The following is a 20,772-nucleotide window of genomic DNA, read 5'->3' as shown; positions in this document are numbered from 1 at the left end:
ATCAACGATGTGCGACTGGCGAACACCCTGGAAACCACCTGTTGAATGATGAGGCAAGGATGCTGACCACGCTTAAGCGCTACCCGAGAGCCGTCAAATTACTGCTGTCGGCGCCCCTGATATTGACCCTGGCGCGGGGGATCACCCTGCCTTATCTGGTCATCTACCTTGCCAGCCGCTTCAGCTTGAGCATCGCCGACACCGGCCTGGTCATTGGCAGCACACTGATCATAGGCTCGCTGTTGAGTCTCTACGGTGGCTTCCTGGTGGACCGGATGCCCAGCTACCGGTTGATTCTGGGCTGTTGCGCGGTGTTCACCCTGGGGTTTCTCGGCGCCTTTCTTGCGCCCGATCTCTGGCTGTTCTACCTCTGCCTGGTGCTGATCAACCTGGCGTATGCGGTGATCGATATCGCGGTCAAGGCAGGGTTTGCCAGCCTGCTCCCCGTCACCGAACGCAGCGAAGTGTTCTCGATCAAATACACCCTGACCAACATCGGCTATGCCATTGGCCCGTTTATCGGGGCCGCCATGGCCAAGCTGGATATCAGCCTGCCATTCCTGTTGTCCGCCGGGCTCGGCACAGGGTTCTTCTGCCTCTATTTCGTCTGGGGCGACAGAGACCTGAGCAGCGCCGATGGGGCTCTCCCTTCCACACCGTTCCTGGCCGTGGGGAAACTGCTGCTGCAGGACTATCGGTTAGTCTGCTTCACCCTCGGCGGACTGCTCAGCGCCGTGGTCTTTGGCCAGTTTGCGGCCTACCTGTCGCAGTACCTGGTGGTCACGACGACGCCCGAGACCACCTACCGGATCATCAGCGCCGCCCTGGCGACCAATGCGCTGACGGTGATCGGCTTGCAGTACGCCATTGGCAGAAGGATTTCCCACCGGCACCTGAGTCGGTGGCTGGCGGCGGGGCTGAGCATGTTCATACTGGGTCTGGCGGGCTTTGCCCTGTCGACCACGGTGGTGCTCTGGGTGATTTCCATGGTCATTTTCACGATCGGCGAAATTATCGTGTTCCCGGCGGAATACATGTTCATCGACAAGATCGCCCCCGACCACCTGCGCGGCATGTATTACGGCGCGCAAAACCTGGCCAGCCTCGGCGCGGCACTGGGCCCGGTGCTGTGCGGCATCGTATTGGCGAGCCAGCCCCCCCACTACATCTTCTACATGCTCGCCCTGTTCATTGTTGCCGGGGGATTGTTCTACTGCCTGGGGGCTTCCAGCCTGAGTGATGCAAAGGTTCAGGAAGCTGATTGAGGATCGGCGTCCGACAGTCGCACCTTGCGTGATTCATTTGGCGCGGATAACACTCACGCTCAGGGATTCGGTGCAGCGTTATGGCCCCGCGAGCCCTGCGCCACCGGACCTGGGTTCACGTCAATCAACTCGACCGGCACGGGTGTTTCATTGTAGACCGTTGGACGTGCTTTCTTGCCGCGTGCACCTCGACGCAAGCGATACTCAATGGCCAGTTTTTCCCCGCTCCAGTACATGCGAACAATGTCTGTCCGATTCATGTTCGCCGCGATTGTAAAATTGGCAGGGAGAATGGAGGCTGCAGGAACCACTGTGATTTTGAGTTGCGGTTCAATCGCCCTGGTCGAAAGGTGTGGCGCGCAGTGGCGATTGTAAGCGAATGCTGTAAGCCCCCTCCTTTCGTTGGTCGTCTTCAGGACAACACTGTTCTCACAAGTAAAATCCTGGAAGTGTTTGACGAGGCCTAGTGCCAATGCCAGAAAAAACAACACCCATCCGGTCTTTCGCGAAATCACCTCGAATCGCTTGTACCGCCCTTCATTGTTTCGTGTGTCGTAATGATCGATGACGGCAGCCGCCAGGTTGGCCACCAGGCACAACAGCGCCCCATACATGATCCACGCAGGGTAGCCATACAAGGCTATTGAGCCACGCTTCCCGGGAACCACAAAGTGGTCGGTGACCACACCAAAGGTTCCATAGGCCAACAAGACGACTGACAACGTGACATTCCACAAGCGAACCTTGAACGGGACCGTATTCGGAACGTAAGCCGCTGCAGAGTAACTGTCGCTTGCGTTACTGGATGTGCGGGTTTGTTCCTCCGGAGGAGTCTGCCTTGGCTGTTTGTATGGGTCCATCGCTGACTCTCCGCACATGACGTTGAGCTAAAAGACGACAACTTTTGCACCCAAGGGAAACTTCATACTCGGCAACTCAAGTGTTCCGTGTGCGAGTTCAGAATAGGCTATTTGTGGAGAGCCGCTCTGCGCCTGCGCGCCCTACCGTTCGGCCTCGTCCGCGCCCTTCCCTCCCGGCTGCCGCCAGCCGACCAGCATCCGCTGAGCATTCTCCTCGCAGCCCATGCCTTCGGGCTTGCCTTCGATGCCGGCGATGATTTCCAGCAGCCGCGCGCGGTTCTGAGCCAGGCGCTGTTGCATGGCGTCGATCTCGGTGACCTTGCGCTGCAGGCTTTCCAGCAGGCGATCGTGGTTGTCGGTGCGCTGGGCCGGGTCAGGCATGAGGTTGCGCATCTCATCCAGGCTGAAGCCGGCCTGTTGACCACAGCCGATGATTTCCAGCGCGTGCAGCGTCAGCTCGGAATAGTCGCGATAGCCATTACCCAGGCGCCGGGCACTGATCAGGCCACTGGCTTCGTAGAAGCGGATGCGCGAGGCGGCCAGGCCGCTGCGCCGGGCGAGTTCGCCGATCTTCATTTAATTGGGGCTCCCCTATTGACCTTAAAGTTGACTTTAACCTTAGGCTTTGTCGTATCAAAGCCCCGCCGCCGTCCGGCTATCCACAAGCCGACGCACGGCGCCCAACCTTCCGGAGAGCCCCATGTCCCCTTTCGAGCCCCTGCAGTTGCCCAATGGCGCCCTCATTCCCAACCGGATCGCCAAGGCGGCGATGGAGGAAAACCTCGCCAATCAGGACCAGACCCCATCGGACCCGTTGCTGCGCCTCTACCAGGCCTGGGCCGAGGGCGGCGCAGGGTTGCTGCTGACCGGCAACGTGATGGTCGACGCCCGCGCCATGACCGGTCCTGGCGGTGTTGTGCTGGAGGAAGGCCAGCGGTTGGAGCGCTTCCGCGAATGGGCACGCATCGGCCGGGCACAGGGGGCGCAGTTCTGGATGCAGATCAACCACCCCGGCCGGCAGATGCAGGCCAACCTCGGTCAACCCACAGTGGCCCCCTCCGCCGTGGCACTGGAGATGGGCGGATTGTCGAAACTGTTCCCGGTGCCCAAGGCGCTCGACGAAGCGCAGATCGCCGCGCTGATCCAGCGCTTCGCCCGCACCGCAGCCTTGGCCGAACAGGCCGGCTTCAGCGGGGTGCAGGTGCATGCCGCCCACGGCTACCTGCTGAGCCAATTCCTTTCGCCCCTGAGCAACCGCCGCGAGGACCGCTGGGGTGGCTCCCTGGAGAACCGCGCGCGCTTGCTGCTGGAGGTGATAAAGGCGGTGCGCGCCCAGGTGTCGCCGGGCTTCTGCGTGGCGGTGAAGCTGAACTCGGCGGACTTCCAGCGAGGCGGCTTCGAGCCGAGCGACGCACGCCAGGTGGTGCGCTGGCTCAACGAGCTTGCAGTGGATTTGGTGGAGCTCTCCGGCGGCAGCTACGAGGCGCCGGCCATGCAGGGCGATGCCCGTGATGGCCGTACCCTGAAACGCGAAGCCTACTTCCTCGAGTTTGCCCAGGAGATTGCCGCTATCGCGCGCATGCCAGTCATGGTCACCGGTGGCATTCGCCGCCTGCCGGTGGTGGAACAGGTGCTGGCCGGCGGCGTGGCCATGGCCGGCATCGCCACCGCGCTGGCGGTCAACCCGGCACTGCCGCGGCTCTGGCAAGCCGGCCAGGTTCAGGCCAACGCCGAGCTGCCGCCGATCCGCTGGAAGCGCAAGGCCCTGGCCGCGTTGGCCTATATGGCCCTGGTGAAGTTCCAGATGCGCAATCTGGCACACGGCAACCCGCCGACCCCGAACGCCTCACCGCTGTGGGCATTGCTGCAGGAACAGTGGGCAAGCCTGCACCGCACACGGCAGTATCGCCAACTGATGAGCCGCCGGACGGGCTGATACTTTGAGTGGGGCCCGCATTTCAGTGGCCCCCCTTCGCAGAGCTGACCAACAAAGGGGAACAGTATGACTTTTCTCCGATACCCACTGAGGGTCGATAGCAGCCGGTCGATGCTGATCGCTATCGGCCAGAAGTGGACGTTCATCCAAGGACTGTTTTCGGCCAGCCGCTGACGTTCGAACCGTTGACCGCTACAATGCCGCGACGGCCGCACTGAAGAGTGATTTCATTGGAAAGTGTTTCTTTTGACATGTGAAACCGTTAGAGAACTTCTGGTCTTGCTCTCGTGAATATCTGTTCACGTTGAGTTCCGCTATTTGCCGAGGGCAGCGCTATGTGGGAGCAGGTATCTAATGAGCGTTTGCTTTTGGCCGTTTTCGGCCAGTCACGAGAGACAGCAATCGCCAGTCCGGATCAGACGGGCTACGCTTGTTGACAAGTCGCCGCCCCCCTAGCCTACCACCATCTCTTAATACGGATCCTGGGGACCCCTGGCTTGCGAGGCGCAACTACGTGGTACGTAGCAGCCATGACTTATAATGCACCCGTACTGAAAGTACGTTTTTTCTGCGCGACTCTCTCCTCATAATGGGGAGAACCACGTTCTCTTGAGCTTATCGAAAATCCAAGCCAAAAGCTGCGGTCAACGACTTAAGCGCACACATCGTATCCCTGTGCGTTTTTCAAGTTAGGCGACGCCATCATAGGTGCGGATGTTTTGTCGCAATGCTGCCAAGAAGGAGAAAGCATTCTCCACTCGCTCACCCTCGAATCCTTGGTAATAATTTTTCGCGGTCAACACCGTGCCGGCTCCCCGTTTATTATCTGGGTGAAGGCAGTAAGGAATCGATAGAAAACCACTGTCGAATGCGCTGAGAATTGCTTCGGACAAGTCGGCATCACGAGTCAACGTTCCTTCAATCAGCCGCCTCGAGGCGTCTAGAATGCGTGCATGCTCTTGCGCGTCAAACGGGACATCCGGCAAGACACCATCCGTGTGCAGGCAATAACTGGCGTATTCCAATGCAGCGATGTTCTCCTCAACCCGAGGAATACGACGTGACTCCACCGGAGTCTTGATGATCACACGCTGCACGCCCGTAGAGCGAATCATGCCCAGCGCATCGCCAGTGATTCGACAAAACCCGCCCAGGGTTCGTGGGAAAAAGCCCATAAACACGTACCCGACGAAATGATAGCTGCCCGGTGCGAAGTATTCGCTGGCAAGTTGTTGCAAAGCCGTCACCGCGGCACGGTCCTGCACGGGCGAGGTGCCTTGGGCGTAGGAGAACGACAACGTCTTGATCCCGTGAGAGCGCAAAAACAGTCCTTCTAAAATATTGAGTGCAACCAGAATGACCGGGTCGCACATCTGCCCCATCATGCAGCCGGCGAAGCTCTCGATATGACTGTGGTCCAGCCCTCTGGAAAGCACCTGGCAGGCTTTTTCCCAGTGGCCGAAAGCCTCTCGCAGCGGCGTACGGCTGTACGGCAAGCAATAGGAAATTGGCCCACCCTCGGTGGTGGCCGAGCCGATTTCGACCATGCGCTTGAAAATGTGCAGTGGATCGGGCGAGCCATGGCGAATCTGCACCGGCAGGAGGTAGCGGGCATGAATCTGTTCCAGCATCGCACGGGTTTTCGCCGCCGGATGATTCACAATCGGATAGCCATTTAGCATGGACGCACTATCAATCGCCCGTTGCGCCGCGTCGAGATCATTCACCCGGGTGAACGCATCAAGGGTGATGGTGCATACCGTGTTCGCGCGACTGGCCGCTGTGGCCTCCAGCCCTGCCTGCATCAGGACGGGGTCACTGAAGCCCATTCGCGGCTGGAGTACCGGACCATGTACGTCAAACCGTTCAAGCACGTGGGTGTTGAAGTCGATCATTTCGGCATACCTTTTCCTGTCCCTGCTTTATCTGGATCAGAGTACGCACTCATCGCGCGACCCGCTTTTCCAGGTAATGGGTTGGATACAACTGTGCGGAAATGAGCTCCTGAAAGGCATCAAAACTGTTTGCCACGCTGTCATCGAACACCTCGTCAAAACCCGCTGCCCGAAGCGTATCGCTGTGCCGGGCGATGGTCAGGGCGTCGTTTTCAGTGCAGATTTTTCCGCCGATATAGAGCCCTTCGATGTGATTCGTCTCGTTGCGAATGCGCTGGGCGAGTTCGGCGCCCTCGATGTAGCCGTGGCCATTGACAGTACTGATCACAGCTATTGCGCAGCCATTGCGGTTAAGCCGCGCAATAACATCATCCATTGGCGTGTTGGGCCCCAGGTTTTCGACCTTATAGCCAAGGTCATTGAGCAGGAACTCCATGAACACTAGGTTCCAGCTATGGGAGTCTGATGGTACAGTGCTGAGAAGAGCGGTTTTGTTGAATGTCATCGTTAAAATCCCTTTTAAGTTTCTGTTCTGCTTGCGTAATACGGAAGTGCCTTCTGGAAATTGCGAAAGTTCGTTGTTACCGCGTTGATATAGCCCCAGTAATCGGCGTAATTAGTGGGAAAAGGTTTCGAGCCTTCGATCCTGTCCCGCTCGCGCGCGGTGATGTAGTTCGGCCATTCCTTGGATCTTGGGCGCCGATGGTGAAAGTCGTGGCACGGTGTATCGCCGACCATCACAAACACGCGGATGAACAAGTGGTAGCCCAGCATTTTGATCAGCCATAAGCAGATGTAGGCAATGCGTCGAACAGCACCCGCAGCCTCCGGTATGCGCAACTCCTCACCAATAAATACACCGGTCGTGCTTTCGCAAATGAAGTCGATACCGCGCCGTTCCAGTACGTCCACGTTGGGCCAGGTGTGCTCGGCAGCCAGGCGGAACGTCGTGCTGATGTGATAGCCGGCGAATACCGGCACGACCCACGCCATGATGAAAAGATCGAAATACCCCATGGCTGCTGCCAGCAAACTGACCGTGGCCCAGAAGATCAGCGTCAGCGCTGCAACTCGGCCGTTCGACGCGGTTGCAGTCGCCTTCAATCGGCTCCAGAAAGAGCGCAGGATCGCTAACGGTGATAGCGCCGTGGAGACCAATTTGGTCCACATCGTGGCAACGCTGTCGGACGGTTTTAATCCCACCACCCCTTGCAGGTAAGACAGAGTGTCGTCATCCTCTGTGAGCAGGGTTTTGGAACTGTGGTGCAGAGCGTGCTCTTGCTTGTAGGTATCGAACGGTTTGAGCATCAATACGCCAGAAATAATCCGGCCTACTGTCAAGTTCATCTCACGCTGTTCAAAAACCATGTCATGAGCACAGTTATGGCAGATCATAACCTGCATCTGCTTGATACCACCGGTCGCCACTACAAAGCCCAGCAGCCAGAAAGTCACACTGCCATGCAAGTAACCAATGCCGGCCAACAACACCCCGAATGCTATTAATCCCGTTGACACAAGGATATGGTGGATGGGTTTCAGAATTCGGACCTGGTTGAGATCCTCAGGCAGGGGCTTGGCTGTCAGCCAGCTCAAAAATGGTTGTATGAACCCTGGAAGGGCGCGCATCGAGTTACGTATCATCCATGTGTCCTCTGCGGGTTTGCTCCATGCAAAAAACTTTAACGTGACCTCTCGTTATTTCGAATAGAAATAGGTGGAGATCGATTTTCCATTTTTGAGTACTTCATCAACGTGAACTGGGATGATCTGAAAGTTTTTATCTTCGTCGCCAAGTCGAACAACGTGACCGAGGCGGGAAACTCGCTCAAGGTTTCGGCATCGACGGTGTCGCGCAAGATCGCCGCACTTGAGGATTCGCTCAGTACCGTGTTGTTCTTGAAAAAGACCAACGGCTATTTCCTGACGGAAGCTGGCAGGGCGCTGCTTCCACTGGCGTTAGAGACGGAGGAGCGCTTCAAACTCATTGAGCGGCAGATGTCGCAGCCAAGCAATCGGATGGCTGGGCAGGTGCGCATCGATTGCCCGGAGCTGATGGGCACGCACCTGATCATTCCTGGACTGGCGGATTTCCGTGATCAATACCCCGAGATCAGCTTCGACTTCATCAACACGGCGGTGTCTTCAAAACTCACGCAAAGCCATAGCGACATCATTATCCGATTGCGCAGACCCGAAAACGGCAACTTCACCATGCGCCGGGTCGGGACACTGATGCAGGGCCTTTTTTGTTCCGAAGGATATGCCGCCGCCAACAGACTGCCAGCGAAGCCTGACGACTTGAAGCACCATCACTTGATTGGTTGGACTGAGGAAATGTCTTATATGCCGCTCGCGCAATGGCTGAATGAGGTGAGCGGCGACCAGAAGCTCTGGATGCGCGTGTCCAATCTCAATGCCCAGCTCAAGGCGGTAGAAGCTGATCTTGGTATCGCCGCGCTACCGACCTATGTTGCACACCAGTCAGGCTTGCGTCAGGTCCTGGCCGATAGCCCCCTGCACAGCTCCGATATCTGGCTTCTGCGCAATCAGGCTACGCAAGGCGTAGGCCGCGTCGATCAAGTGGTGGATTATCTGACGGAGCTATTCCACAGCAAAACGGCGGAGATGCAATAGCAACCTTTGCATGGAGGGTCATGGCACCAGGATCAGTGAGCCCTGGGTTTGCCTTTCCTGCATGATGCGGTGCGCCTCGGCAGCCATGGCGAGCGGTAAGCGCGTTATCTGGGGCCTACGAATCAAACCTTTGGACAAGGCCATCAGAACCTGTGCCGCGCTGGTGGTGAGTTCGGCGTTCTGACCGATGTAGTGCTTCAAGGACGGCCGAGTCACATGCAGCGAGCCCATTTGTCCAAGCCGCGATAGATTGAACCCCGTTACGTCGCCCGACGCATTGCCAAATAGCACCAGATGACCGCGCTGGCGCAAGCTCGCCAATGACAGCTCCACGGTAGCGCGCCCGACAGAGTCGAACACGGTATGAGCGCCCTTGCCGTCGGTCAATTCACGAATGAACGACAATGTTCCCGGAGCGTCGGAGTCAAGGGCAGCGAAGCAGCCAGCATCCAACGCTTGGCGTCTTTTAGCTTCGGTTGAAGCAAGACCGATGACGCGCACGCCCCTGGCGGCGAGCCAGCCCGTGGCAATGCTCCCCACGCCGCCGGCAGCAGCATGCCAGACGACCCAGTCGTCAGGCTCGAGCGGTACGCAGCGATAAGTCAGGTATTCGGCGGTCAGTCCCTTGAACATCAACGCAGCGGCGATTTCGCTCGGTACGTCATCGGGCAATCGAATCGCGCGCATGGCTGGAAGTACAGCGTGACTGGCGTAGCTGCCCGTCGAGCTGTCGATGAATGCCACCCGGTCGCCGGGGATGAAACCTCGCACTTGCGGTCCACATTCGACGACGCGCCCCGCGCCCTCCACGCCCAAGCTCCTTGGAAAGGGAGAACCATCCTCAAGCGCGCCAGAGCGCCGATGCAAATCAATAAAGTTGACGCCGGCCGCCTCGATAGCGACGGTGATTTCTCCGGGGCCGGCGGCACGCAATTCGTACTCCCGTAGCTCGAGGACGTCCGGCTTCCCAGGAACGGCGAAGACAACAGCATGGGCATGGGTCATGGAGACTCCTTACAGAGAACCGGTACGCAGGAAAATCCAGACCGCTACCGCGATCAGCATCAGTCCAAACATCGCGTTCTGGAACACCAGCAGTTTGGGCCGCGCCTGGATCAGTTTCTGCACGGTCGACCCCATCGATACCCAGATGACGTGCGAGAAGAAATTCAGCGAAATCAGCGCAGCGCTCAAGATCAGCACAACGCTGCTGCTTGTCTCGCCAGAGGGCGTGAAGGTGGAAAACATCACCAGCAACATCACTATTCCTTGCACATTGCCCAACTGCACAACGATGCCGTCTCGAAACTGCAAGTGTATGGCTTTGTCGCCGGGCGCTTTCAGCGGGCGACGCAGCAGCCGCACCCCAAGCCACAAGATGTAGAAGCTGCCTAGCACTTGCAGTACCCAAACCAGCCTCGGGCTGTTCATCAGCGTGTGATAAAGCCCTAACCCGACCAGCACCGCGAGCAAGAAATAAGTGATGTCTAGGCCGACGATAAACCGGAACGAACGACGTACACCGCTTTGTGCGCCGGAGGTCGCAACCATCAAGTTGCCAGGACCTGCACTCAGGGTCAGCGGTGCCATGGTTGACAGCCAAAGCAGCCAGTTGATGCTGAATATTTCTTGCACGTTTTTATCCTCAATCACGACATGGACTGCACTCCCTCAAGTCTAATTCGCGGTCGCTTATAAGGTTATAGCGAAGAGCGCAAAGCGATATCCCATAAATGTGGGAAGCGTGACAGCGCTTTTTGTGTGTCTGGGAGGATTGGTTTTGGCACTCCTGGACGGCTGCAGATGCAAAACGACTAGCCGCAAAAATGCGACGCAACATTACGCCTCGTTCATGGACGATTTGCTGCGCAGCTCGATGCTGCGCTTCCTGGAAGCCATGAGTCGCCCGGGCGATGCGCAGAAACTTGGACCGTCGCTGATACGGGAAATCTACTACCGGATCCTGACCGGCGAGCAGGGCGGCTCAATGCGTGCCGCGCTCAGTCGCCGGGGCACTTCGGCAAGATCACCCGGGCCATACGCAAGATCCACAGCTGCTACCACGAACATCTGGACGTCGAAGAGCTCGGCCACGAAGCCCGGTTACCGAACGAACCTTCCCGATGATTCGATGCAGGGAATTGGGCGCAGGATCGTTTCGTGGGCCAGAAACGCGTGTTTATCGTTATAAATGGCCCATACAGCTGGTCCTGATCACGGTTTCCTAAGGTGGTGAGGCATGAATGACGATGAACTTCTCAAAGTGATGACTGCAAGCCGATCAGGCGCGACGGTCCATTGCGTCGATTTTGCGTTCCGCTCCTTGAGAGCCGCTGAAACTCAGGTGCGAAGAATCTGGAATCGGGAAATACCGCCAAGCCAGCAGGATGTTGAGGCTACGAAGAAGTACTACCAGGACATCTTGATTGACATCCACTTCTACTTTATCTCGCTCATGCCGCCGCTCCCACTTCTTCATGCGCGCGCGATCGACCCAGCAAGGCGAACACCAGGAATGCAGTCAATGCCGAAGATGCGGCCAGGACGTACAAGACCCAGCGGAATGCCTGGTCGTAGGTCGCCAGCAGCAAGGCGCGCTCTCCGCTGACAAGGGCACTGGCCTGCGCCAGATCGCCGAGCGCGGCGCGATTGGCGGCCTCAATCACAACGGCTGGATCGGCCGCGGCTAAGGTGCCGAGCAACCCGCCCTGAATTAAGAACGCCAGCAGCGCGCCCGCCACCGCGATGGCAATCCCGTCGGCCGAAACACGCACGCAGTTGAAGATGCCCGTCGCCATGCCTGCACGCTCTTTCTCCACCACGCTCACGGCCATGCCATCCATCAGCCCCCAAGGCAGGCCAATGCCTGCGCCGATCAGCGCCAGCGGCGCTACCAGCGCAGGGCCGGCCCCGCCGGACAACACCTGGCCCACCCAGACCAGTCCGGCCGCCACCAGCAACAGCCCGACGCCAGACAGCATGCCGGAGGTGAACCAGCGCGACAACAACGAGGCAAGGAACGGCACGACCAGCAGCGGCGCGGCCAGGGCGATCATCATTTGGCCCGCTTCCAATGCGCTCAGTCCGTCGATGCCGATGAAGCGGCCCGGCAGCATCACGATCAGTGTGACAAAGAAGAAGGCCGGCGATGCGGCCAACACCTGCACGCCGACGAAGCGGCCACTGCCGAACAACGACAGGTCGAGCATCGGGCGCGCGACGCGGCGTTCGATGCGTACGAATGCGATGAACAGCACGACTGAGGCCAACAGCGTTCCGAGCACCGAAACGCTGCGCCAGCCTTCTTCCGGCGCCAGCAGGATGCCGTAGGTGAACAAGGTCAGCGCGGCGGTGAAGCTGAAAGCGCCGGGCCAGTCCAGGCCGGTAGAGTCTGGGTCTCGGGACTCCGTGGCGCTGACCCACACCAGAAGGAAACCGGCCACCCCGATCAGCGCCGTCGCCAGGAACACCCAGCGCCAGCCCGCCACCTCCACCAGCCAGCCTGCCGCCAGCGGCCCGAAGGCCAGGCCGATACCAAACGTGGTGCCGAGCAAGCTGAACACACGTGTGCGGATCGGGCCGTGGAAGGTCTGCGCCAGCGAGGACATGGCACCCGCAAAGGCGGCTGCGCCGCCCAGCCCTTGCGCAAGGCGAAGCCCGTCGATCCAGACGACGGTCGGCGCCAGCGGGATTAAGAACGTCATCAGCACGAATAGCGCCAGGCCGACCAGCCACACGCGCTTGCGGCCATAGGTGTCGGTCAGGCTGCCGGCCGCCATCATGGCGCTGCCGTAGGTCAGGATGTAGCCGTTGACCACCCAGTTCAGTTGCACCGCCGTCCCCCCCAGTTCCTGACTGATGGACGGCAGCACGACGGCCGGCCCAGTGAAGCACAGCGGGATCAGGATGCCGGTAAGGCAGGCGGCAAGCAGTTGCAACCAGTTGCGTCCGGTGGTACCGCTTGTGGCGGTCAGGGCTTGTGTCATGGGGAAAATCCGCAAAGAGTCAGTAGAGGGTCAGGCAGACGTCAAAGCCGTATCTCGAAAGCCAAGACAGCCGCATCCAACCTGTGCAGCCGTCAGCGTAAGTGCAGGCTCGATTAAGAAAAATGGGCTAAGATTCCGAACATATCGGACAAATTTTCTTAGATCGGTGAAGAATGGACTCTCTCAATGGCATCGCGTTCTTCGTGCAGGCGGCCGAAGCCCGCAGCTTTTCGGAGGCCGGGCGCATGCTCGGCATCTCGTCCTCCGCCGTCGGCAAGAGCGTGGCCCGGCTGGAGGAGCGGCTGGGCGTGCGCCTCCTCCATCGCAGCACGCGCAGCATCACGCTGACCTCCGAGGGCACACTGTTCCTGGAGCGTTGCCGGCGCATCCTTTGCGAGGTCGAGGCGGCCAAGCTGGAGTTGTTGGTAACTCGACAGGCACCCCAAGGGAAGCTACGCGTGAGCCTGCCGCTGGCTAGCGGCTTGGTCATGCCGGCGTTGACGGCCTTCATGCACCGCTACCCGGCCATCGAGTTGGACGTGGATTTCTCTGATCGGTTGGTCGATGTAATCGAGGACGGATTCGATGCAGTCATTCGCACCGGAGAACCAACTGATTCCCGGTTGATGTCCCGTGCGCTGGGCACCTTCAAGCTGCTGCTAGTTGCCTCGCCCCGGTACTTCGCCGCGCGCGGCACTCCGCGCGTGCCCGCCGACCTGACGGGCCACGCCTGCCTGCTACACAAGTTCCCGAGTACCGGCAAGTTCGAGTCGTGGCCCTTGCGCAGGCCGGAGGGCGAGGCAGACCCCGTCCTCTTGGCCTCGATGGTGTGCAACACCACCGAGGCCCTGTTTCACGTCGCCCGCGATGGCCTTGGAATCGCCTGCCTGCCGGATTTCATGGTGCACGATGCCATCGCAGCCGGCGAACTGGTGAGCGTGCTGGACGACTACAACCATCATCAGGGCACCTTCCGCATGCTCTGGCCGTCGAGCAAGCACCTGGCGCCGAAGCTGCGCGCGTTCATCGACTTCATGAGCGCGGAGCTCTTCAAAACCTGATCCAGACTGGGCCACGTAGACGCCGATGCCCATCACCTGCGCCTAGGCCATACTGAGACGCGGCCAGCCGCTAAGCATTTGGACGGCCAAGTACAATGCAATTACGCAGCGCCATGCCAAACAGCGACCAACTCTCTTCCGAAACACGCCGGGGACCCTGGCAATTTAGTTGAGATACGGGTACGAAGACTCGCGTAAATTCGTTAGCGGCACCCCTCCAAAGTTAGTTAACTGATTAACTCGGGTGGTTAACAGAGCTGAAAGCCTTACGGGCTGTGGCCTATAGTCCGGTTAACTAAGCATTTGACCAGGTTAACTCTCGCGCTAGGAAAGTGAGAGTTGTCTATCGCCAGGCAGGCCACACACCTCACAGCAGGCTGGAGCAGTGCGGTTTAATTGTGACCATAGCCCACGTTTAAACCATCCGACCCAAAGTGAGGCTCCGCCACTTCGCCTTGAGCAACTACAAGGGGGACGCCCCCTGGGGTGTCATCTCTCAAAACGACACCCCCCGCCACTACGTCTGTCGGGGATTGGCAGAGCCAAAAAACAGCATCGTCTCGACATTTGTATCACCGCTTGAACTGGCTGGGTGCTATCAGTGCAGTTACGGGGTGCCGCCGATGTCGAACACATGCTTGTCGACGCTTGGGAATAGCTGTTTCATGGCGGCGAAGTCGCTCGGGCTTGTGCGTCGGATCAGGCGATACCAGGCTTCCAGTGCATTGGCCGAGTGTGACCATTTCTGTTGGGCTTCCCGGATGCATTTCTGGTCTTGCCGAGCCAGCCCGCCGGCCATACGATTCGACTATTCCTCAGGCGGAGGAGTCATTGTGAAGCCGGTGATGCTCCTGACGCGCATCCTGGCGCCTGCCATCGCTCTGGCGCTGGCATCCGCTGGCCTGCATGCCGACGACCCGTTCGCGCGGTTGCGCGACGCAATGGTGCGGGAGATCGCCAACATGTCGTCCGTCACCCGCGACGAAACCGGCAGGGTCGAGTTTGCCGCGCCGGTGATGGCCGCGATGGCCAAGGTGCCACGCCATCAGTTCGTCCCGCCCGACGAGGTGCCCTACGCCTACGAGAACCGCCCGCTGCCGATCGGCTACGGCCAGACCATCTCCCAGCCCTACATCGTCGCCCTGATGACCGACCTGACGCAGGTCGGGCCCGGCGACGTGGTACTCGAGATCGGCACTGGCTCGGGCTACCAGGCAGCGATCCTCGCCGAGCTGGCGCAGGCGGTCTACACGATGGAGATCATCGAGCCGCTGGTAGTGCAGGCCGGGGAGCGCCTGGGCCGGCTGGGATATGCGAAGGTGCAGGCCCGGCTGGGCGATGGCTACCACGGCTGGCCCGAGCACGGGCCTTACGACGCCATCCTCGTCACCGCCGCCGCCAGCCATGTGCCGCCGCCACTGATCGCCCAGCTCAAGGCCGGCGGACGGATGGTAATCCCGGTCGGCGCGCCATTCATGATCCAGTACCTGCTGCTGATCGAGAAGGCCGGCGATGGCAGTGTGTCCACCCGGCAGGTGCTGCCTGTGCGCTTCGTGCCGCTGGTCGGAGGCGGTTGAACATGCATTCGCCGCCATTGCTCGCCCTGGCGCTGCTGTCTGCCTCCGCGCTCGGCTATGAGGTGCTGCTGCTGCGACTGCTTTCGATCATCCAGTGGCACCATTTCGCCTACATGATGATCAGCGTCGCGCTGCTCGGCTACGGCGCTGCCGGCACCGCCGTAGCACTGGCGCGGCCGGTGCTGGCGCCGCGCTTCCACGGCGTGTTCATCGGCGGCGCGGTGCTGTTCGGGCTGAGCGCCATCGCCTGCTTCAGCCTGGCCCAGCAGGTTCCGTTCAATCCCCTCGAGATCCTCTGGGACGCGCGGCAGTCGGCGCGCCTGCTGATGATCTACCTGCTGCTGTTCGTGCCGTTCTTCTGCGCGGCGGTGTGCATCTGCCTGACCTTCACCTGCTTTCAGGAACAGATTCATCGGATCTACGCCTTCGACATTCTCGGCGCCGGCGTGGGCAGCCTGGCGATCGTCGCCGCGCTGTTCGCCCTGACGCCCGTCGATGCGCTGCGGCTGCTGGCCGGCACCGGCATCGCCGCCGGGGCGCTGGCCGGCATGGCTTGCACGGGGCATAGGCACTGGCTCGCGCCGTTGCTGCTGGTGGCGGCCGTCGCGGTGCCGGTCGGCGTGCCCGGGCGCTGGATCGCCCTGTCGCCCTCCGAGTACAAGGAACTGAGCCAGACGCTGCGTATCAAGGATGCGCGCGCAATCGCCCAGACCTGGAGTCCGCTGGGCCTGCTCACGGTCGTCGACAGCCCGACCATTCCCCTGCGCCACGCGCCGGGCCTGAGCCTCAACGCGACGCAGGAACCGCCCGCACAACTGGCCATCTTCACCGACGGCGACGGCCTTTCCGTGCTGAACCGCTATGACGGGCGCCGCGAGCCGCTCGCCTACCTGGACTATCTGACCTCGGCTCTGCCCTATCACCTGCTGCACCAACCCCGCGTGCTGGTGCTGGGCAGCGGCGCCGGCGCCGATGTGCTGCAGGCGATCTACCACGGCGCCAGCGCGGTGGATGCCATCGAACTGAACCCGCAGGTGATCGATCTGGTCCAGCGCCGCTTCGCCGACTTCTCCGGCAAGCCGTACAGCGCGCCCAACGTCCGTGTGCTGATCGGCGAGGCGCGCGGCCTGGTGGCTTCGCGCGAAGAACCTTACGACCTGATCCAGATCGCCCTGCTGGACTCCTTCGGTACCGCCTCGGGCGGCCTGCATGCGCTGTCCGAGAACTACCTGTACACGGTAGATGCCTTCGCCGAGTACCTGCGCCATCTCACGCCCGGCGGCCTGTTGGCCATCACCCGCTGGGTCACCCTGCCGCCCCGCGATGTTCCCAGGCTGCTGGCCACCGCGGCCGCGGCCATCGAGCACGACGGGCAGGCCAGCGCGGCGCGCCGCATCGTCATGATCCGCGGCTGGAAGACCGCGACGCTGCTGTTCAGCAACAGGGATTTCGACGACGCCGGCATCGCCGTGCTGCAGGAGTTCTGCCGGGCGCGCTCCTTCGACCTGGCCTACTACCCCGGGATGACCGTGGCCGAGGCGAACCGCTACAACCTGCTCGACCGGCCCTGGTTCTTCGAAGCGGCGCAGGCCCTGCTGTCCGGCGAGCGCGCGGAGTTCCTGGCACGCTACAAGTTCGACGTGCGTCCGACCACGGATGACCGGCCGTATTTCTTCCACTTCTTCAAGTGGCGCTCGCTGCCGGAACTGCTGGCGCTGAAGGAGCAGGGCGGCCTGTCAATGCTGGAGTGGGGCTATCCGGTGCTGATCGCCACGCTGCTGCAGTCCAGCGTGGCCGCCGTGCTGCTGATCCTGGCGCCGCTATGGGTGGCGCGGCGGCGCCAGCGGCGCTCTCGGAATGCGGCTTTGGCCAGGTTCGAACTTCGGGTCGTGTCCTACTTCGCCGCCATCGGCTTCGCCTTCATGTTCGTGGAAATCGCCTTCATCCAGAAGTTCACCCTTTTCCTCAGCCACCCGTTGTACTCGGTGGCGGTAACGCTCAGCGCGTTCCTGATCTTCGCGGGCCTCGGCAGCCGTTACTCCGGCCGGCGGCGGGGGGACATTGGAACGGGTGTGGGGCCCCGTCATCCGCTCGCGCGGCCAGTCCTGGCGATCTGCGCGATCGCCCTGCTCTACCTGATCGCCCTGCCCCCGTTGTTCCAGCTGCTGGCGCCGGTGGGGACCCTCGCCAGGTTCGGCATCTGCGCCGCGCTGGTAGCGCCGCTGGCGTTCGCCATGGGCATGCCGTTTCCGCTCGGACTCGGGCGCGTCTCCGCGCGCGCCGAAGCACTGGTGCCAATCGCCTGGGGCGTCAACGCCAGCGTATCGGTGGTAGCGGCCGTGCTGGCGACCCTGCTGGCGATCCACCTGGGCTTCACCGTGGTGTTGCTGCTGGCGTTGCTGCTGTATCTCGCGGCGGCCGTCGTGTTTCCCTGATCGCGGCGGTTCGGAGCGAAACGTCAACAGACCCTGGTGAGACGAATGGCCTGTTGGAACGCCGCTTGCCGCAGTTCACACGTCTCGCCATGTCGAGACGCGAGGGTGACGCCTTTCCTGCTTCGAAGCTAAGCATTTGAAAATGTGGACGTGTGCGTCATGCCAAAAATGAGAGGTTCCGTGCCGCAAGCAATTGGTTTTGGCCGACGCAGTCGAGTCGTCAGAGGTGGCTTTCATCCCATAGCTGCCGGTGGTGACCGGCAGAAACCGGCCAGAAACAGACACTCAGGACTTACGCTCTTACCCTGAGCACCACCGCTGCCCCAAAGGCACTCAACTTAGGCATAGCGATGCCGGAAAGAGCAGCATCAACAGCCACCCAGCCACAAAAAGCCCCAGTCCGAACGTCAGATGCGCAATGACGCTTCTGCGCCTTGCCACGCTCGGTGCCGCTGTCTTCGAAGCGGCAACGCCGAAACCGAACGCGGGCTGCATGATGAAGAAAGGCGCAATCACACTGACCAACCCCACCACAAGCGCAGGCACCAGCGTGGGGTTGCAGATCCAGGCAAGCCCTTTCGCACCGATCAGCACCATCGCGAAAACAATGCCCGTGACGTAATGGAACACCCACCCCATCAGGCGTTCATTCCTGACAGGAGCCGCCGTCATGATCGGGGCGTGATGAAACCGCCCTTGCAACATGTGGCCCAGCCAACGACCGACCAGGCCATAGTCAAGCGACGCCAGGCCAAACACTCGCGCTTGAACAAAAGCCGATACGTCCATGATCAGCGTGGCCCCCATTCCAACAAACAGAATGCGCAGTGCCGTCTCGGCTGTTCCCATGGTATTCCCCCTTGCCTTGAACCTGTTTTGGCGGTTTGATCCGAGCAGTCTGCAGGTTCAAGTCGACTTGAGGTCAAGCATGAAAGAGCTGGATATTGGTGAGGTGGCACGACGTTCCGGTCTACCGTCTTCAACGCTGCGCTACTACGAAGAGAAAGGTCTTATCAGTTCGATCGGTCGTCGTGGCCTGAGTCGCGTGTTTCGTGCCGATGTACTCCAGCGATTGTCCTTGATCGCGCTTGGGCAGTCGGCAGAGTTTTCGCTGGACGATATCGTCGCCATGCTGGACGCGGACGGTCAGCCTGACATTGATCGCCAGCGGCTTAACGAAAAGGCTGACGAACTGGACCGTACCATCGAGCGACTCAGCGCCATACGCGACGAGCTTCGTCGAGTAGCGTCCTGCCCTGCTCCTCATCACATAGAATGCTCAAAGTTTCAGAAAATGCTGAACGCCATCGGGACGGGGGATATCAAGAGAAAAACCGGAAAAGGCGACCTGCGCAGACGTGGATCGTGAAAGGGAGACGTGCTTGTTTTGGGTCGATAGCAACCCTCTCGGACAGTCAGCTATCGGCCAAAAGCAGACCATGGACACGCAGCTAATACTTCAGTAATGTGCAAAAAAATATGCCGCTTTCCCCCTTCTTGATGTCGCGTTTACAGACTCGAATTTTTGATTGCTCAAGGAATTACGCATGAACATGGAATGTTATGCGACATCGCATGTCGCAAAATTAATTGTTATGCCAAAAGCCGTACGGCACCTCGAAGTTGAATGATCGGAGCAATAAAGTGGAAATCAAGATTGATATATTGGATTCTCCAACAGAAAAGGATCAGGGAGTTCTGAATAATAGGTTTTCAGAATATCTTCGAATTCAATATCCAAATCTACCGCCAGAATCGGAAGATAAAATATTTATGGTGGTTGCACACGATGAAGTAGGCGACTACATCGGTGCAATAAGCTGTAATTGTTACTGGGATGGCTTAGAAATTGATACCTTTTGGGTTAAGGAATCTCATCGCGGTAGAAAAGTCGGTTCTATGCTATTGGAAAAAGCAGAAACGATTGGCGCCAACAACGGGGCAGTAGTTGCATTCTTAAAAACCGTTGATGCTAAACAGTTCTATGAGCAGCATGGGTATGAGATTTATGGTGTTCTTGAGGATCGACCAATCGGGACTAACCTGTATCATTTAAAGAAACGGCTAGTAAAACATGCATAACAACTGGTTCAAACCGTTCGCTTCGCTCACTGGGGCGGGCTAAAGCCCGCCCCTTAACCAAATGCTGGTCAGCGTCCGCATTGGGTCGTTTGCTGCTTGGCCATGGCAGAGTTCAGCTACGTGTAGACGACCTCCGACCCAGAACGTTAGAAACCTCAAATAAAACCAGCACCCAAAGCACCATAGAGATCAAAAAATACACAACGCTCGCCCCAATTATCAACAATCTACTTTCCCACATCGCCTTAAACACATGATATGAGAAGTGCAAATCATTATTTGGCAACGCTTGAAAAATAGGCAGTAACAAGAATACAAGTATGAACCCAACAGTCAAAACTCTTGGTAAATAGCTTTTTCTCTCAACAGCCTGAAAAGCATGCATATGAAGACGAGTCAACGACGTCACAATGGCAGCAACCCAAGACAGAATAACCGCCATAGAAAAACTAACCATTACTACCAATCTATAACTTGATCCTTCACTAAAACTTCCCATATCCTTGTATCCAACCAAGATCATCTGCTGGACCAGCAACCACCCTCCTCCCTCAGCTGTATCGGGCACAATGGCGCTGACTGCCACCAGTAAAAGGATAAGCAACACAATCACCAGCTTCGTCTGCCCTATACTGAAAACTGGAAAAAAATACTTGCCCTGCTGCGCCCATAGCCGTCATCGGACATAACCTAACCTCAGTTGGTACCTGTGTGTTGTGATCGAGATATCAGGTGCTAATGCGAGCGTAGACAAGAAAATTCCGGCAAGTTAAAAACGCTTACATCAAAATGCTATCACGCATGTCGGGACGAAGAACTGTTGCTGGCAAAATTGTAGGGGTCATGAGTTGCACCATTGGGTGGATCGAGAGTTCGCATCGCAAATAAGCGAGCAACCTTGCAAGAGAGACTCTACGAATGACCGCTTCTGGTCGAGTGCTGCCCCTTCAGACGCGGTCATTTCGCGTTAGTATCATTCGACACAAGGTGGGAATACACCCCCATCGTCAGCGCGGGTAAGCGGGTAACCAGGCAGGA

19 protein-coding genes and 1 pseudogene are annotated in these 20,772 nt (G+C 59.1%); 9 read left to right on the top strand and 11 right to left on the bottom strand.

Features of this window, described 5'->3' with window-relative positions; translation table 11 throughout:
• Positions 1–59: 59 nt before the first annotated feature.
• Positions 60–1,265, top strand: coding sequence for an MFS transporter (locus AC3WQN_RS18895; protein ID WP_103400561.1), 1,206 nt, complete (start codon positions 60–62; stop codon positions 1,263–1,265).
• A 59-nt stretch (positions 1,266–1,324) separates the two neighbouring features.
• Here AC3WQN_RS18895 and AC3WQN_RS18890 read toward each other — a convergent pair whose 3' ends face one another.
• Together AC3WQN_RS18890 and AC3WQN_RS18885 are read right to left on the bottom strand one after the other, a co-directional pair.
• A complete protein-coding gene (locus tag AC3WQN_RS18890) occupies positions 1,325–2,125 on the bottom strand; it encodes a hypothetical protein (protein WP_103400560.1) in 801 nt (266 codons plus the stop codon).
• Positions 2,126–2,266: 141 nt separating this feature from the next.
• Positions 2,267–2,701 carry a MerR family transcriptional regulator gene (locus tag AC3WQN_RS18885; RefSeq protein WP_103400559.1) on the bottom strand — a complete coding sequence of 145 codons (435 nt, stop codon included), beginning with the start codon at positions 2,699–2,701 and terminating at the stop codon, positions 2,267–2,269.
• Between the two features lie 124 nt (positions 2,702–2,825).
• On the opposite strand from AC3WQN_RS18885, the gene AC3WQN_RS18880 reads away from it, so the two are divergent.
• Entirely contained in the window at positions 2,826–4,061 is a 1,236-nt protein-coding gene (locus AC3WQN_RS18880) for an NADH:flavin oxidoreductase/NADH oxidase family protein (protein WP_103400558.1), read from the top strand.
• A gap of 689 nt (positions 4,062–4,750) precedes the next feature.
• Here AC3WQN_RS18880 and AC3WQN_RS18875 read toward each other — a convergent pair.
• The 3 genes from AC3WQN_RS18875 to AC3WQN_RS18865 form a co-directional block, all read right to left on the bottom strand.
• Positions 4,751–5,956 (bottom strand): methylaspartate mutase, encoded by a 1,206-nt coding sequence (locus AC3WQN_RS18875; protein WP_103400557.1) that lies wholly within the window; start codon positions 5,954–5,956, stop codon positions 4,751–4,753.
• A 49-nt stretch (positions 5,957–6,005) separates the two neighbouring features.
• Positions 6,006–6,392, bottom strand: coding sequence for a methylmalonyl-CoA mutase (locus AC3WQN_RS18870; protein WP_178081908.1), 387 nt, complete (start codon positions 6,390–6,392; stop codon positions 6,006–6,008).
• Between the two features lie 83 nt (positions 6,393–6,475).
• Positions 6,476–7,600 carry a fatty acid desaturase family protein gene (locus AC3WQN_RS18865; protein ID WP_178081907.1) on the bottom strand — a complete coding sequence of 375 codons (1,125 nt, stop codon included), beginning with the start codon at positions 7,598–7,600 and terminating at the stop codon, positions 6,476–6,478.
• A gap of 111 nt (positions 7,601–7,711) precedes the next feature.
• Here AC3WQN_RS18865 and AC3WQN_RS18860 point away from each other — a divergent pair, with 111 nt between their 5' ends.
• A complete protein-coding gene (locus tag AC3WQN_RS18860; protein ID WP_103400555.1) occupies positions 7,712–8,593 on the top strand; it encodes a LysR family transcriptional regulator in 882 nt (293 codons plus the stop codon).
• A gap of 18 nt (positions 8,594–8,611) precedes the next feature.
• Here the strand turns inward: AC3WQN_RS18860 and AC3WQN_RS18855 are convergent, their stop codons facing one another.
• Positions 8,612–9,598: a quinone oxidoreductase family protein gene (locus AC3WQN_RS18855; RefSeq protein WP_256587286.1), complete on the bottom strand. Its 987-nt coding sequence runs from the start codon at positions 9,596–9,598 to the stop codon at positions 8,612–8,614.
• A gap of 9 nt (positions 9,599–9,607) precedes the next feature.
• A complete protein-coding gene (locus AC3WQN_RS18850; RefSeq protein WP_095079639.1) occupies positions 9,608–10,228 on the bottom strand; it encodes a LysE family translocator in 621 nt (206 codons plus the stop codon).
• Between the two features lie 205 nt (positions 10,229–10,433).
• Here AC3WQN_RS18850 and AC3WQN_RS18845 point away from each other — a divergent pair.
• Positions 10,434–10,699, top strand: a pseudogene (locus AC3WQN_RS18845) (AraC family transcriptional regulator N-terminal domain-containing protein); the annotation flags it as partial.
• 347 nt (positions 10,700–11,046) lie between these two features.
• Here AC3WQN_RS18845 and AC3WQN_RS18840 read toward each other — a convergent pair.
• On the bottom strand, positions 11,047–12,579 hold the full coding sequence (locus AC3WQN_RS18840) for an MFS transporter (RefSeq protein ID WP_103400554.1): 1,533 nt from the start codon (positions 12,577–12,579) through the stop codon (positions 11,047–11,049).
• Positions 12,580–12,752: 173 nt separating this feature from the next.
• Between AC3WQN_RS18840 and AC3WQN_RS18835 the strand changes: the two genes are divergently transcribed.
• A complete protein-coding gene (locus tag AC3WQN_RS18835; RefSeq protein ID WP_103400553.1) occupies positions 12,753–13,640 on the top strand; it encodes a LysR family transcriptional regulator in 888 nt (295 codons plus the stop codon).
• A gap of 607 nt (positions 13,641–14,247) precedes the next feature.
• Here AC3WQN_RS18835 and AC3WQN_RS18830 read toward each other — a convergent pair.
• Positions 14,248–14,439: a type II toxin-antitoxin system HigB family toxin gene (locus AC3WQN_RS18830; protein ID WP_146038379.1), complete on the bottom strand. Its 192-nt coding sequence runs from the start codon at positions 14,437–14,439 to the stop codon at positions 14,248–14,250.
• A 34-nt stretch (positions 14,440–14,473) separates the two neighbouring features.
• Between AC3WQN_RS18830 and AC3WQN_RS18825 the strand changes: the two genes are divergently transcribed.
• Positions 14,474–15,217, top strand: coding sequence for a protein-L-isoaspartate(D-aspartate) O-methyltransferase (locus AC3WQN_RS18825; RefSeq protein WP_256587285.1), 744 nt, complete (start codon positions 14,474–14,476; stop codon positions 15,215–15,217).
• A gap of 2 nt (positions 15,218–15,219) precedes the next feature.
• Positions 15,220–17,652, top strand: a complete 2,433-nt coding sequence (locus AC3WQN_RS18820) for a spermine/spermidine synthase domain-containing protein (RefSeq protein ID WP_103400552.1) — start codon at positions 15,220–15,222, stop codon at positions 17,650–17,652.
• Between the two features lie 333 nt (positions 17,653–17,985).
• Here AC3WQN_RS18820 and AC3WQN_RS18815 read toward each other — a convergent pair whose 3' ends face one another.
• Positions 17,986–18,501, bottom strand: coding sequence for a DUF2938 domain-containing protein (locus tag AC3WQN_RS18815; RefSeq protein WP_103400551.1), 516 nt, complete (start codon positions 18,499–18,501; stop codon positions 17,986–17,988).
• Between the two features lie 79 nt (positions 18,502–18,580).
• Here AC3WQN_RS18815 and AC3WQN_RS18810 point away from each other — a divergent pair, with 79 nt between their 5' ends.
• Complete coding sequence (locus AC3WQN_RS18810) at positions 18,581–19,021, top strand: helix-turn-helix domain-containing protein (protein ID WP_103400599.1); 441 nt, start codon at positions 18,581–18,583, stop codon at positions 19,019–19,021.
• Positions 19,022–19,296: 275 nt separating this feature from the next.
• Positions 19,297–19,734, top strand: a complete 438-nt coding sequence (locus tag AC3WQN_RS18805) for a GNAT family N-acetyltransferase (protein WP_218192544.1) — start codon at positions 19,297–19,299, stop codon at positions 19,732–19,734.
• A 112-nt stretch (positions 19,735–19,846) separates the two neighbouring features.
• Here the strand turns inward: AC3WQN_RS18805 and AC3WQN_RS18800 are convergent, their stop codons facing one another.
• On the bottom strand, positions 19,847–20,347 hold the full coding sequence (locus tag AC3WQN_RS18800) for a hypothetical protein (protein WP_256587284.1): 501 nt from the start codon (positions 20,345–20,347) through the stop codon (positions 19,847–19,849).
• Between the last annotated feature and the right edge of the window lie 425 nt (positions 20,348–20,772).

It is taken from the genome of Pseudomonas sp. FW300-N1A1, assembly GCF_058789115.1.
This window is presented reverse-complemented; position numbering and strand designations above follow the sequence as displayed.